General features: G+C 56.3%; 13 protein-coding genes. 3 read left to right on the top strand and 10 right to left on the bottom strand.

The genetic code is table 11. The features are described 5' to 3' along the window. Window positions 1-93: 93 nt before the first annotated feature. Window positions 94-459 carry a hypothetical protein gene (locus tag B9Y55_RS07710; protein WP_085544786.1) on the bottom strand — a complete coding sequence of 122 codons (366 nt, stop codon included), beginning with the start codon at window positions 457-459 and terminating at the stop codon, window positions 94-96. Window positions 460-605: 146 nt separating this feature from the next. Here B9Y55_RS07710 and B9Y55_RS07715 point away from each other — a divergent pair, with 146 nt between their 5' ends. Next, window positions 606-1,820 (top strand): CdaR family transcriptional regulator, encoded by a 1,215-nt coding sequence (locus B9Y55_RS07715; protein ID WP_085544787.1) that lies wholly within the window; start codon window positions 606-608, stop codon window positions 1,818-1,820. A gap of 4 nt (window positions 1,821-1,824) precedes the next feature. Here B9Y55_RS07715 and B9Y55_RS07720 read toward each other — a convergent pair whose 3' ends face one another. The 9 genes from B9Y55_RS07720 to B9Y55_RS07760 all read right to left on the bottom strand — a co-directional run bounded on the left by B9Y55_RS07720 (window position 1,825) and on the right by B9Y55_RS07760 (window position 10,276). Beyond that, on the bottom strand, window positions 1,825-2,667 hold the full coding sequence (locus tag B9Y55_RS07720; protein ID WP_085544788.1) for a methyl-accepting chemotaxis protein: 843 nt from the start codon (window positions 2,665-2,667) through the stop codon (window positions 1,825-1,827). A 15-nt stretch (window positions 2,668-2,682) separates the two neighbouring features. Next, window positions 2,683-3,447, bottom strand: coding sequence for an oxygen-binding di-iron domain-containing protein (locus B9Y55_RS07725; protein ID WP_085544789.1), 765 nt, complete (start codon window positions 3,445-3,447; stop codon window positions 2,683-2,685). A gap of 304 nt (window positions 3,448-3,751) precedes the next feature. Further along, entirely contained in the window at window positions 3,752-5,476 is a 1,725-nt protein-coding gene (locus B9Y55_RS07730) for a sensor histidine kinase (protein WP_085544790.1), read from the bottom strand. Further along, a complete protein-coding gene (locus B9Y55_RS07735) occupies window positions 5,463-6,173 on the bottom strand; it encodes a response regulator transcription factor (RefSeq protein WP_085544816.1) in 711 nt (236 codons plus the stop codon). Before B9Y55_RS07735 ends, B9Y55_RS07730 begins: the two co-directional genes overlap by 14 nt. 2 nt (window positions 6,174-6,175) lie before the next feature. Next, window positions 6,176-6,877, bottom strand: coding sequence for a phosphate signaling complex protein PhoU (phoU, locus tag B9Y55_RS07740; protein ID WP_234986177.1), 702 nt, complete (start codon window positions 6,875-6,877; stop codon window positions 6,176-6,178). A gap of 22 nt (window positions 6,878-6,899) precedes the next feature. Further along, entirely contained in the window at window positions 6,900-7,664 is a 765-nt protein-coding gene (pstB, locus tag B9Y55_RS07745; RefSeq protein ID WP_085544791.1) for a phosphate ABC transporter ATP-binding protein PstB, read from the bottom strand. Between the two features lie 17 nt (window positions 7,665-7,681). Further along, the gene (pstA, locus tag B9Y55_RS07750) at window positions 7,682-8,530 is read right to left on the bottom strand and encodes a phosphate ABC transporter permease PstA (RefSeq protein ID WP_085544792.1); all 849 of its coding nucleotides are present in this window, start codon (window positions 8,528-8,530) and stop codon (window positions 7,682-7,684) included. Continuing rightward, the gene (gene pstC, locus B9Y55_RS07755) at window positions 8,527-9,396 is read right to left on the bottom strand and encodes a phosphate ABC transporter permease subunit PstC (RefSeq protein ID WP_085544793.1); all 870 of its coding nucleotides are present in this window, start codon (window positions 9,394-9,396) and stop codon (window positions 8,527-8,529) included. Before pstC ends, pstA begins: the two co-directional genes overlap by 4 nt. Window positions 9,397-9,466: 70 nt before the next feature. Beyond that, window positions 9,467-10,276 carry a phosphate ABC transporter substrate-binding protein gene (locus B9Y55_RS07760; RefSeq protein ID WP_085544794.1) on the bottom strand — a complete coding sequence of 270 codons (810 nt, stop codon included), beginning with the start codon at window positions 10,274-10,276 and terminating at the stop codon, window positions 9,467-9,469. Between the two features lie 200 nt (window positions 10,277-10,476). Here B9Y55_RS07760 and B9Y55_RS07765 point away from each other — a divergent pair, with 200 nt between their 5' ends. Next, the gene (locus B9Y55_RS07765) at window positions 10,477-12,489 is read left to right on the top strand and encodes a PAS domain S-box protein (RefSeq protein WP_159448283.1); all 2,013 of its coding nucleotides are present in this window, start codon (window positions 10,477-10,479) and stop codon (window positions 12,487-12,489) included. Window positions 12,490-12,621: 132 nt separating this feature from the next. After that, window positions 12,622-14,028 carry an alkaline phosphatase gene (locus B9Y55_RS07770; RefSeq protein ID WP_085544796.1) on the top strand — a complete coding sequence of 469 codons (1,407 nt, stop codon included), beginning with the start codon at window positions 12,622-12,624 and terminating at the stop codon, window positions 14,026-14,028. Window positions 14,029-14,073: the final 45 nt, after the last annotated feature.

Genomic DNA, 14,073 nt, shown 5'->3' on the forward strand with positions numbered 1-14,073 from the left:
TCCCGACAACGCAAAACGCCCTGTGCGGGGGCACAGGGCGTTTTGCGGCAGAGAAATGTTGAGACAGTATCTATGGCGAGGGGTGCCATATACCTAGGCGGCCCGGTTAAGGCCTCCTAGTGACGCAACGTGGACAGGGCTGTTAAGGTCGTTCTCCCTGATAGCGGCGAAGTCCCTCATGGCACCGAAAGCTCCGGTAGCACACAGGGCCAGACCGCCTAAAAACAGGGAATACGCCTGATGGGACAGGCCTTCCACGAACACGGGGCTGTATAACACGAGAAGCCCTGCCAGGGAAAGAACTACGTTTCCCGCAAGGGCACACTCCAGCCTCCTGCTTCCTACCGCGACCACCATACCGAACAGGGTCGCTCCAAAGAGGGCGTTCATCGGCCCCATGAGCATAAGAGCAGGGCACAGAGCGCCGGCTAACACGGAAATTATCACACCGTTTCTCACGACTCGTTCCTCCTTAGGAACTTAAGTTGTCTTTACCTTAGCCCTATTCTACGACAACACCCTCTCGAGAGTCTCCATCGTCGTGAATGAAGTAACCGGTCTTTATGCCTGAAAGTTGCTATAGAAAGACGAAAGAAGGTGGGTACGTGCTCGAGCCTATAGCACAGGAACTGGCTCTATCCATAGCGGAGGTCATAGGATACGACGTGCTGATAACCGACGTCGACGGAATCATAATAGGGTGTAGCGATCCCGATAGAGGGCTTGGCACCCTCAACGAATCGTCTCGGATAGCCGCCAGAACCGGCAGAGGAAGCGTGGACACCGAGGAGACCGTCAAGGTACTCAAAGGGACCAGGCCAGGGGTAACCTACCCTGTGGTGGACCTGGAAAATCGGGTCATAGGCACAGTAGCCATAACCGGAGATCCTGAGAAGGTAAAGCCTTTCGCCCTGGTCGTAAAAAGACAGGCGGAGCTCTATATCCGGGAGAGGACGGTTATGAGGGAGGTTATGGAAAGGGAGAGAAACCTTCAGACCCTCATCTCCGACATATACCTCTTCAAGCCCAGGATCAACGACCCCGATCTGGTCTCCAACAGGGCGGAGCAGTTCGGCTACGACCCCGGCATGTCCTACTCCGCCTTGGCCTTCGAGATAAGGCGAGTTCCGGGATACAGGGACACCGTCGGTAGAGATCGACTTCTCCTCAGGCTGAAAGAGGCCTTTGGAGGTGCCAGATCCATCGTAGGAGCCATGAAGCTCGATCTCTACGTCGCCTTCGTCCCTATGTCGGGCCGAGAGTCTATGGAAAGGGATTTTTACCTTTCTCTGGAGCAAAAATGCCTCTGGCTGGACGAACAGTTTGCCTCTATGGGAATGGCGGGAACGGTGGGCATAGGCACCTTAGGCCGAGGTATCGACGGTCTAGCCAGGTCCTGCAAAGAGGCCAGGCTTGCCCTTCGGATAGGCAGAAGGACCTCCGCCTCAAGCTCCCTCCATCCTATCTGGAAATATAGGGTCGAGGAGGTCCTGTTTTCATCTCCCAGGGTCGTTATGGACCAGATGTCCAAAAGAGAACTGTCCCCTCTGGAGGATAGAGGGGACAGGGAAGACCTGTGTCATACTCTTGTGGCGTGGTGCGAGAGCGGCTTCAACGTCACCAAAACCGGTGAGCTCCTCCACGTTCATCGCACCACGGTAAACTATCGACTGGAAAAGCTCTCCTCCCTTTTAAGGGTCGACATGAGGGACTTTCGGGAGATGAGCCGAATATACTGGGCCCTCATAATGGAGCGGTTAAACAGAGATGGACAGAGATCCGGTGGAGGTGACTACGCTCCAGGGGAGCCCTTGGGTTGATTAATTATAACCTTATGTCCTGAAGGTTTTTCTGTGCCCTCACTATAGACGAGATTATGGATGCCATGGCCTCAAAACGGTCTATGGCCTCCTTCATGACCCCTACCGAGTGGGCTATGCCCTTGGAGCCCTCGTCCATCTTGCCTCCCGACTCGTCCAGGAGCTTGGTCATGTCGTCCATGAAGGCACGGTTTTCCTCCAAAAAGGCCATAAAACTGGAAAGAGAGTTCCTCACCACCCCGAACATATCGCTGACCCTCTTCACGTTGTCCATAGCCTCCTTTACCGACAGGGAGATCTCCGACACCCTGGCGGTTATCTTGTCCGATGCGTCTTTGCTCTGGACCGACAGCTTCTGGACCTCCGAGGCGACCACGCTGAACCCTCTGCCGTGCTCCCCCGCCCTTGCGGCCTCTATGGAGGCGTTGAGGGCCAGGAGGTTGGTCTGTTTGGCTATTCTGGTTATCTCGGCGGAGATCTTCTCCACCTCTAAAAATCCGTTTAGAGTCTCGTAGGTGGTATCCACGGTCTTCTCAACGTCGGAGCTCATGTTCTCTATGTCGGTGCCCGACCTCTGTAGCTCCTCCTCCAGTTCCTGGTTCATCCTGCCTATGGCCTGAACGTTCTCCCTGGCGTGGTCGCTGCTAACCTGGAACTCCTTGACCGTGCCGGAGAGCATAGAGTCCAGCTCCTGAAAATCACATGATATCTCAGAAAGCTCCTCCTGGACCGACGTGACACGACGGACTAATGCCTCGTCGAGCTGGTCCATAAAGGAGTTCATGAGGACGCTGCCGAAATAGGCCGACGAAAGCCGGCTTATCAGTTCCCTCTCTCTGTTGTCCAAAAAAAACCCTCCTGACTAAAAAAGCTGGTCCATTATGTCCACGCCGCAGCGGAGGTTGCCGAACCAGTCGAGGAATCTGCCGACGTTTTCGCCTTTCATGACAGCGCCGTGCTGAGGGGCTATGGCGTCCACCTTCAGCTTTGACACCTGGTCCACCCACTTACGGCACGCCGAATTGGAGGCCATATACCTTTTGTGGAATACCTCCATATACCTCACGTGATCGTCGAAGTTCTCCACCGAGGGATAACGCTTGCCCTCGGGGAACACCGCCGCCCCTATATCCCCGGTGAATATTATCCGAGACACCGGGTCGTATAGGGAAAACTGGCCTGTGGAGTGGAGAAAGTGGGCCGGGACGCACTTCAGCCTCAGGCCGTCTTTAAGGGTTATATCGCCTCCCTTGTCGGGAATGGCGGTTATCCTCTTAGAGTCGTATATGCCAAAATGGGGCAAAAACCTGGTCCAAAGCTCCGATATGTGGGCTATGGTCCTCTCCGCTATGGACAGCCACAGGGTTATGCCCGACGATACGTCGGGGTCCTGATGGGAGTAGAAGATATGGCTGATGGACTGAATGTCCACTATCTCCGCCACGTTGGCAAGGACCCTTGGAAAAACGTGGGCTCCGCCTGGATCGAGAAGGACCACCTCGTTACCGTGGGATATCATGTACTGGTTGGTCTGGACGATGCTCTTTTCCTCTTTTTCCTCCCAGCCCAGATGTATAAACCTATGGTTACCTTCCTCGAAAAGTACGGACGTATTGAAAGTGCTCATGGGACAACCCCCCTAATATATATATAGTCATATAGTACCAGAAATCAGCGCCCTGAATATAGACCTAACGTTATTTTATAACAAGCCATTTGAAAAGGGATAATACCTATAAAAGGGTAAGGCTTTGCTAAAAATAGCTCGGGCCGATCATAGGATCGGCCCGAGCTATTTTACAGGAACATCTAAGACGCTGACCCTCCGAGGCGGTTCGTACGGAACAGGCAGGTCGAGTATACGATTGGGCCAGGGCGTAGGCGGGACCACCTCTCCGAGGGGGACTCTGAAGAGAGTTTTTAGAGATACCCTAAGGTCGTTTGGACTGTGGCAGGGAGATCTCGAAAGTCGCTCCTCCCTGGGAGCGGATCAGCTCGATCGTCCCTCCGTGAGAGTCCACTATCCTCTTCGCTATGGCGAGCCCCAGACCGTAGCCGCCCTGGCCCCAGCCCTGTCTAGTCCGAGAGCTGTCCCCCCTGTTGAACCTCTCGAAAATCGATGCCCCCAGAGTCTCGCTGATTCCCACTCCGTTATCATCAACGGTCAGAACCCAGAGGGAATCCCTATCCTCCAGTGAAATAGATATAGCTCCGCCGGGCCGGTCGTCGAACCTCTTCCTGACGTACTTCACTCCGTTGCCCACTACGTTTCCGATGGCCCTTATCAGATCGTCCCTCCTGCCCTTACAGAGGGCGTCCTCTGGCAGCGAGGTGGAGAAGGTCACTTCAGACGCCAAAGGGTGCTCTCGGTGCTCCAACGTCACCAGCTCGACCAGCTCGACCAAGTCGAGGTCCTCCATCTCCTCCTGAGGCGGCCTGGACTCCAGCCGAGACAGAAGGAGCATGTCGTCCACCAGCTCGGTCAGCCTTCTTTGCTGCTCTAGAATTGATCTAAGGTAGCCTTCCCTCGACTCCTTGTCCTCCTCCTCCAGGAGGAACTCGGCGGTCACCCCTATGGAGGTCAGAGGGGTCTGGAACTCGTGGCTAGCATCGGCTATAAAGTTTCTCCTGGCCATATCCAGGCTATGCTCCTCGGTGAGGTCCTGAAGGACCAGCAGAATCCCCGACTCTATAGGCTTTGCTGTGGCCCCTATGAATATAGACCTCTCCGGTATATCCATAGACAGGGAACGACAGCCTCCCTGGGCGGCCTCCTCTATGAGGGGATGGAGTCTGCCGGGCAGAAGCACCCCTGAGTGGAGCCCTAATAGGTCTCTGGCGTAGTCGTTCGCTATCCTGACCGACCTCTTGCCGTCCAGGAGGATCAGCCCTACAGGCATGGAGGAAATGATGGTCTCCAGGTCTCCCCTCTCCTGCCGGAGCTCGTCTATGGACCGGTGTATCCGTCTGGACATATCGTCCAAGGCTCCCGAGAGCCTCTGAAGCTCCTGGTCCTTCATTATGGGGAAAGGGACGTCCTGCCCCGAGGCTATCTTTCCTGCGACGGAGACGATTCGGTCAAGAGGTCTAAGCAACCTTCGTATCAGTACATGGGTCAAAGACAGGGCCACCAGGGCGGTTATAACCAGGAGGGCCATAAGCCCCATGAGGGCCTCCTTTATGGCCTGATCAAGGGCGGAAAGCCTGTACGACAGCCGAACGACCATCGGATCGTCCCCTACGGACAGGGTCTGAGCGGCGTAGACCATAGTCGTCTCCAGGCTTCGGCTGTACCGTATCTCCGAGCCCCTCCCAGAGGACAACGCCGCCGCTATCTCCGGCCTGTCTCTGTGGTTGTCCATGGCCTGAGGAGCTCTCTCGGTGTCCGCCAGAACCGATCCTGACGGGGATATCAATGTTATGCGACACTCTAAATCCTTCGCCAGATCGGAGAGGAGCTCGTCGGTCACCGCCTTGGATCTCATCTCCTTGCTCAATATCCTCACCACCAGCGACGCCTGTCGAATAGTCTCCTTCTCCGCCTCGGCGGTTATGTGCTCTCTCATCATAGTGCTTATGGGAAACCAGCAACCTACAAAGGCGAGTACCACAACCGTGGTCACCGCCAGGAGGATCTTGCCCTTAAGGGTTTTCATGGTGCTCCTCCACTGTCAGTCTGTATCCTCGGCCCCTTAGGGCGGTTATAGCGGGAGCCCTGTCGTCTGCCGCCTGGGTCAGCTTCTTCCTCAGCCTGGATATATGGACGTCCACGGTCCTGGTATCGCCGCCGTAGACCCCCCAGATCAGCGAAAGCAGCCTCTCCCTGGGGACCACCTGTCCTGGCCTCTCCGCCAGAATCCTAAGAAGCTTGTACTCCGTCAAGCTAAGGCTCAGTTCCTCTCCGGCAAGTCGGGCCATCTGTCCCTCCAGGTCTATCTCCAGCTCCCCTACCGACAGAGTCGGCTCGGTCTGGACCATCTGGGTCCGCCGGATGAGCGACTTGACCCGGGCAACCAGCTCCACCAGGGAAAAGGGCTTCTTTATATAATCGTCCGCCCCGAGGCCCAGGCCCTGGACCAGATCTCTCTCGTCCCTCCTGGCGGTCATCATGATTATGGGAAGGCCTTTGCTCTCCGGTGCCGATCGGATCCTTCGGCACACCTCCCAGCCGTCCATGCCGGGCAACATAAGGTCCAGCAGGACCAGGTCCGGCAGGACTGGGTAGAGCATATCCAGGGCGTCGTCGCCGTTGTCCACCGTGGACACCTCAAAACCGTGCCGTCTCAGCGCCTGGGAAACCACGTTAACTATTGAACTCTCGTCCTCTACAATAAGGATCCTCTTGCCCTGCATGGTCAAAGGGATCCCTCCTGTTTAGGTCTCCTGTATTTACTGGCCCTGACGGTCTCGCCGGTGCAGATATAGACCACCCGCTCGGCCATGTTGGTAACCCTGTCTCCTGAGCGTTCCAGCGTCCTGGCGACGGTCAGAAGCTTTGTCGCCTGCTCTATCCTTTCGGGCTTGGCCATCATGAGGAAAAGAAGCTCCCGGAGTATCTGGGTCTCCATATCGTCCATTTCGTCGTCCATGGGAAAAACCGCCATGGCTGTCTCGGAGTTGCAGCTATCGAATGCCTCCATGCACCGGTCCAGCATCTGGCAGAAAGCCTGGGCCATTCTGGGGATATCCACCAGAGGCTTTATAGGCAGCTGGTCCGATAGCTCCAGGGCCACCTTGGCGATATTGTCGCCGTAGTCCCCTATCCTCTCCATATCCACCGCCATATGCATGATGGACAGCACCGTCCTGAGGTCCTCCCCCATAGGCTGGAACCGGGCGAGAAACTGGAGACACCTCTGGTCTATGGCTCCCGCTAGATCGTCCATCTCGTCGTCTTTCTGTATGACCTCCCTAGCCGCCTCTACATCTCTCTCCTTGAGGGCCCACACCGACCGGTTTATGGACTCTCTCGCCAGGGCCGCCAGATAAAGGGTCTCCCTCTTGAGAGCCCCGAGCTCCTCCTCTATGTGGCTTCTGGAATCTATGGTCATCATCATCGCAAAGAGCCTCCCCTAAGGGCTAGCCGAACCGCCCTGTAATGTAATCGCCGGTCTTTTTGTTCTCCGGCGAGGTGAAAATCACGTCCGTAGGGCCGAACTCGATAAGATCTCCCATGAGGAAAAACGCCGTATGGTCGGAGATCCTGGCGGCCTGCTGCATATTGTGGGTGACTATGACCACCGTGTACCTCTCCCTCAGCTGGCGGCAAAGCTCCTCTATCTTGGCGGTGGCCATAGGGTCCAGCGCCGAGGTCGGCTCGTCCATGAGGACCACCTCCGGCTCGGTGGCTATAGTCCTGGCGATACACAGCCTCTGCTGCTGCCCACCGGACAGGCCGCTGGCGGGAGAGTGAAGCTTCTCTTTTACCTCGTCCCAAAGGGCAGCCCCTCTGAGACTGGATTCTACCACTCCGTCCAGCCTGTTTCTGTCCTTTATACCGTGTATCCTCGGTCCGAAGGCCACGTTATCGTAGATGGACATAGGAAAGGGGTTGGGCTTTTGAAAGACCATCCCCACTTTCTTCCTCAACTCTATCACGTCGGTGCCGGAAGAGTATATATCCTTTCCGTCTATCTCCACCGAACCGGATATAGACGCCGAGGGGATAAAGTCGTTCATCCGGTTAAGACACCGTAAAAAAGTGCTCTTGCCACAGCCGGAGGGACCTATAAAGGCGGTTACCGAGTGGGATTTTATGTCCATAGACACATCCTTCAAGGTGTGGGCCGTGCCGTAGTTCAGGTTAAGTCCTGTCACCTTTATGGCTGTTTTGTCCTTTGCCATACCTCAAAACCTCCCAATCACGTTCTCTTCCGGCGTAGCCGGGCTCTTGTCACTATGCCTACGGAGCTGACCCCCATTACCACCGCCAGAAGGACCAGCACAGTGCCGTACTGGATGGGCCTGGTCTGCTCTATATGGGTTCCTGCGGTAGCCAGTACCATTATGTGATAGGGCAGGGCCATGACCTCTTGAAACAGGCTATTAGCCACGTTAGGGGCGAAAAAGGCCGCACCGGTGAATATTATAGGGGCGGTCTCCCCTGCTACCCGTCCGACGCTCAGGATCGCCCCGGTGAGAATGGTAGGCAGTGCGGCGGGGAGGACGACCTTTCTCACCGTCTGCCACTTGCCCGCTCCCAGGGCGTAGGAGGCCAGCCTGAAATCCTGGGGAACCGCCAAAAGGGCGGTCTCCGACGCGGTTATTATAAGAGGCAGGGACAGACATCCTAGAGTCAGCCCCGCCGACAGGAGACAGGAGCCGAACTGGAGGAATATGACGAACAGAGACAGGCCAAAAAGGCCGTAGACCACCGACGGAACCCCCGCTAAGCACCGGACACACAGCCTGAGCAAGGTGGTGAAGATCCCAGGAGAAGCGTACTCGGCGAAGTATATCCCTGTGGCTATGCCCACAGGAAGGGCGAAGGCCATGGACACCAGGACGAGCTGAAAGGTCCCTATGATCGGGGTGCTGATCCCTCCTTTTGTCATGCTGTCCCTAGGGGGCTGGGTCAAAAACTCCCAGCTTATGGCCTCCCAACCGTGGGCGACGACGTAGGCCAGCACCGACATCAGCACCACCACCAGCCCTGTCGCCGCGATCCACAGGACCGCCGAGGCTATCAGATCGACGTTCTTCCGGCTCAAGCCATCCACCTCTCTTTCCCCTTCTTCTCTATCCACATGGACAGGAGGTTTATCCCTAAAGTCATCAGCAGAAGGATCAGCCCGGCGAAGAACAAAGCGTGGTAGTGGGTGGATCCCACAGGGGTCTCCCCCATCTCCGCCGCTATGGCCGATGTCAGAGGCCTGACAGGGTCGAAGATAGACAGGGGCACCAGCGCCGCCCCTCCCGCCGCCATCAGGACGACCATAGTCTCCCCAAGGGCTCTCATTATCCCAAGCAGAGATGCGCTCAGAAGGCCGGGCAGGGCGGCGGGAAAGACCACCTTCCTTATGGTCTCCCACCTGGTCGCCCCTAAGGCGAAGGACGCGTCCCTCATCTCCCTGGGGACAGCCTGAAAGCTCTCCTCCGCCAGGGATGCCACTATAGGGACTATCATCGCTCCCATTAGCACCGAGGCGTTAAGAAGGTTCAGCCCCGACAGGAGGTCGAACCTCTCCTGAAGCCAGGGGGCCAGAACCACCATGCCCAGAAACCCCAGCACTATGGAAGGAAGAAAACCTAAAAGCTCTAAGGCGGGCTTAAGTATCTCCTGAACCCTGGCGGGGGCCACCTCGGACAGAAACACCGCTATTGCGATGCTCACCGGTATCGCTATAAAGGCGGACAGAACGGTTACTGAAAGGGATCCCACTATCAGAGGAGCCATTCCAAGAGCTGGCGGTTCCTCGGTAGGGTACCAGTCGAACCCCAGAACCAACTCCCTCAGGGATATCTCCCGAAGTGCGGGAATCCCTTCCTGGAGCAGAAAGTAAAGGAGGAATATCATTATAACCAGGCTCATACTGGCGATGGCCGTTATGACCGCTCCTGGGGTCTTCTCGTTCATCTCTAGGCCTCTCTTTCGATATAGAATAAGGCCTGTCACCGAAGGCGACAGGCCCGGGGGGGAACCTATCCTATCTCAGGGGGATGTATCCGGTTTTGCCGACGATCTCCTGACCGGCGTCGCTGAGGACGAAGTTTATGAACTTAAGGGCGTTGCCTTCAGGCCAGCCTCTGGTGAACATGTAGAGATACCGGGAGACGGGGAACTGGCCGTCTAAAACGGTCTTCATATTGCCCTCAATGCCCTCGACGGACAGGGTCTTGACCGAATCGTCGACGTAGCCTACCCCGATATAACCCAGTGCCAGCTTGTTTTTAGCTACAGTCTGGACCATAGCTCCGTTGGAGGCCACGACCAGAGCCCTTGGGGTCACCCTCTCTTTGTGCATGACCTTCTCGTCCCAAACCTCGTAGGTGCCCGAACTGGTGTCCCTGCCTACGACGGCGATTCTGGCGTTCTCGCCTCCGACCTCTTTCCAGTTGGTGATCTCACCTTTGTAGATCTTGCAAAGCTGGTCGATAGAGATATCCTTAACGGGGTTAGAGGGATGGACTACCGGGAGAAGGGCGTCCATAGCCACGGCGAAAGGAACGGGATAAGCTCCATTTTCAACAGCCGCCTTGACCTCGCTGTTTTTTATGAACCTAGAGGCGTTGGCCACGTCGGTGGTTCCGTCGATAATGGCCTTTATGCCGTTGCCGCTTCCTCCGCCGGACACCGTCACCGATACATCGGGATTTGCCTCCATAAACTTCTCCGCCGCCGACTGGGCTATAGGAAGCACCGTTGTGGAACCGTTAAGCACCAGGTTGTTCGCAAAAGCCGAACCTGTCAGTGACAAAGTAGCCGCGATCGCCATAGCAATAGCTGATTTTCTCATTCTTAATCCTCCTGTTAGGTCTAAAGATAGGTCGTCCCTCGTTACAGGGAAAGTATAGACCGTCTAGGTAACGGAGTTGTGTAGCTAAGGTAACGACAACGTAACATCTCGTGTCCCGTCTTGGGCATATTGGCCCTTTCCCGCTGTTCCCTTTGGCTCTATACTCAAAGAGGCATATAGAGTATCGAGGGGGGAGTACTTTGTCACAGAACGTTCATTCCGATCTACTGTTCCAGTCGCCCGTTCCTATAGTGGTCCTAAAGGGATCTCTGGAGATAGAGCTGGTCAACGAGGCCTTCCTCCGCATGTCCGGCTTTGCCGAATCCGATCTCCTAGGAGCGAGGCCCCCTTTTCCATGGTGGGAGGACGAAGCCGTTGCACCTACCGTTGAGGAGATAAAGGGACTTTACAGACTAGGTATAAAACGGCTGGAGCGGCGATACAGGACCAAAGGTAGAGACCCCTTTTGGGTGGAGCTCACCGTATCCCCTATCAGGAGGGATGGAGAGATAGTTTCCTATCTAATCTCCATGGTGGACATAGGGGATCGTTGGAGCGAAAGGGAAGAGGAGGATCCCCTTGCAGCCAGGACCGAGGCCCTGGAGCAGGCCTACGCCGCCCTTCAACAGGAGCTGGCGGAAAGGATAGAGTGGGAGGAAAAACTGGAGAGAGAGGTCCGCTCCAGAACCGAAGAGCTGGACATGAGCAAACGGTTCTGGGAGCAGCTTTTTCAGCAGTCCCCGGAGGGCATAGCCTTTCTGGACGGAGAGGACAGGATCATCCAGGTCAACAAATCCTTCTGCAAAATGTTCGGCTGCGACTGCCAGGATGTAAAAGGGGCATTTATAAATACCTTGGTGGGAAACTCCCCTGGTGTGCAGATGGACGCAGAGAGAATGACCAAAAAGCTCTTCAGCGGCGAATCCTTCGTCTACGATACGTACAGGACCAAGCAGGACGGCTCCCTTATCCCCGTCTCCATCCACGCCTCCCCATTCCGTTTTGGCGGTGAGACCTTCGCCTACTGCGGATATAGGGACATATCGGACAGAAAAAAGACCGAGGAAAGGCTTAGGTACCACTCGAGCCTTCAGAACCTCCTGGCCCGGGTATCCTATCGATTCGTGGTGCCCTCGGAGGAGATAGACTCCCTCATAACCCGTTCCCTTGAGGACTTCGGACGGTTCTTCCAGGCGGACCTGTGCAGGCTTATCCAGTTTGATGGAACGGGCAAGGTGATTCGTTCCCTGGGCTGGCACGACGGCGACCCTTCAGAAGGGTCACTGGAGTTCGAGAGGCTCGCCCGGGGGATCTCGCCGAAAGACATCCCCTGGCTGTGGAGCAGGCTGAAAGAGGACGACGTAGTGGTCGTAAACGTCTCCGACGCCCTACCTCAGCAGGCCATACTGGAAAAACAGATAATGGAAGCTTCCGGTGCGGATAACTTCCTGTTCTATCCCCTCATACTCCGAGGGGAGCTGTCTGGCCTTATCGGTCTCGGCAGATCGTCGAGGCTTGGAGACAGGTCGGAGGGGATGTCCGACTTTTACGTGTTCTCCAGCATAATATCCGCTGCCCTTGAGAGACAGGAAGGGGAAAAAAACTTAAAGGCTAACTACCTCACGATCCAGGACACCTTTGAAAGCAGCATAAAGACCATGGGGGAGATGCTGGCCGCCAGAGACCCCTACACCGCCAGACATCAGAAAAACGTCTCCAGGCTGGCGAACCTGATAGCCGCAAGGCTAGGGATGGACGACGATTTCCGAAAGGGACTCAAGATATCCGCCCTGGTCCACGACATAGGCAAGATAAGGGTCCCCACGGAGATATTGAACAAGCCGGGCCTCCTGTCGTCTCTGGAGTTCGACATGATAAAAGAGCATCCCCAGATAGGGGAGGAAATACTGTCCAACATCCGGTTTCCATGGCCGGTGGCCACCATAGTCGCCCAGCACCACGAGAGGATCGACGGATCGGGCTACCCGGGAAGAATATCGGGAAAGGACATCCTCCCTCAGGCTAAGGTCCTTGCTGTGGCCGACGTGGTGGAGGCCATGACCTCCCACAGGCCCTACAGACCGGGCCTGGGCCTGGTGGCGGCTCTAGAGGAAATAGCCAGAGGAAAGGGCTCCCTCTACGACCCCGCCGCGGTGGACGCCTGTATGGGCCTCCTCAGGACCAGGGAAAACCTGGACTTTCTCGTCGATTGACCAAAACCCGTCGGAACGGTCTCTCCGAGGATCAGCGTTTTTAGATGTTTCATTAAGAGGGATCGACAGCCCGTCCGTCAGGACAGGCTGTCGATCCCTCTGTGGCGACTACCACAGAAAGCGGGTTTTTTGATGATCGGGAAAAGATTTCTAGCCATCTCTGTGGCTTTACTAGCCCTTCTAACCCTGCCCTCCCTCTCCTGGGGGGAGGCGAAATACGTCTTTTTCATGATAGGCGACGGAATGTCCACCGCCCAGAGGGAGGCCGCCTCCCTCTACCTGGGGAGTCCCACCGCAATGGACTCTATGGCGGTGAGAGGAACCGCCACGACCCACTGCCTGGACTCGTCCATAACCGACTCGGCGGCGGCGGGAACGGCGCTGGCCACCGGGCGAAAGACCAACTCCAAGGTCGTCTCCATGGACCCGTCGGGGACAAAGCCCTACGAGACAATAGCAGAGAAAGCCTCTAAAAAAGGCATGAAGGTAGGGATAGTCTCGTCCATTTCCTTAGACAGCGCCACTCCCGCCTGCTTCTACGCCCACCAAAAGAACAGAAAGGACTACTACGATATAGCGGTCCAGATACCTAAAAGCGGCTTTCACTACTTTGCCGGAGGGGGTTTCGTCAGGCCCAGAGGATTAAAAGGCGTCAGGCCCGACGTCGTCGGGATCATAGAGCGAGGGGGGTATCGTTACGTCCGGTCTCTGGAGGGTTTTAGGGCTCTCTCCAAAGACGACCTGCCTCTGGTGGCGGTAACCCCGATCCTGACCGGCGGTGCCTCAATGGCCTTCGACATAGACCGACGAGAGGGAGGCCCCTCCCTTGCGGAACTCACCGCCAAGGGAATAGAGCTCCTCGACGGCCCGGAGGGATTCTTCCTGATGGTCGAGGGAGGAAAGATCGACTGGGCCTGTCACGCCAACGACGGAGCCACCGCCGTCTTTGACACCCTGGCCTTCGACCAGGCGGTCCAGGTTGCCCTGGAGTTTCAGAGGACCAGGCCCGATACCCTGGTGGTTGTGACAGGAGACCACGAGACCGGAGGTATGTCCTTAGAGCTGGCGAAAAAGGACCGAGAGAGGTTTGTCAGTGTAATAGATAGGCAGAGGATCTCCTACGAGGCCTTCGACGAGATAACCCTCTCCTACCGGCGATCTACCGCCGGAAAAGGCTCTCTGGAAAAGCTCCTCCCTCGGATAGAAAAGGCCTTCGGCATATCCTGGCAGGAACTATCGACGGTGGAGAAGGAGTCCATCAAAAAGGCCTTTGTGGAATCGATGAAAGAGCCGAAGGACAGGACCAAGGGAAAGGATTTCTCCCGGCTCTACGGCTGGCACGACCCCCTCTCGGTCTCCCTGACCGGTATAATAGGGGCCAGAGGGGGAATCTCCTGGACCACCTTCGGCCACACCGGCCAACCGGTTCCCGTAACCGCAGAGGGAGAGGGCCAGGACCTGTTCTCCGGATCCTACGACAACACCGACATACCAAAAAAGATCCTGACCGCCATGGGGATGGAGCACAGGAACAGGTAGGCAGAAAGGACTGAAGAGGCTCTAAAAACGCTGGGCCTCTGGGAG

Source organism: Dethiosulfovibrio salsuginis (assembly GCF_900177735.1).
GTDB classification, from domain to species: Bacteria; Synergistota; Synergistia; order Synergistales; family Dethiosulfovibrionaceae; genus Dethiosulfovibrio; species Dethiosulfovibrio salsuginis.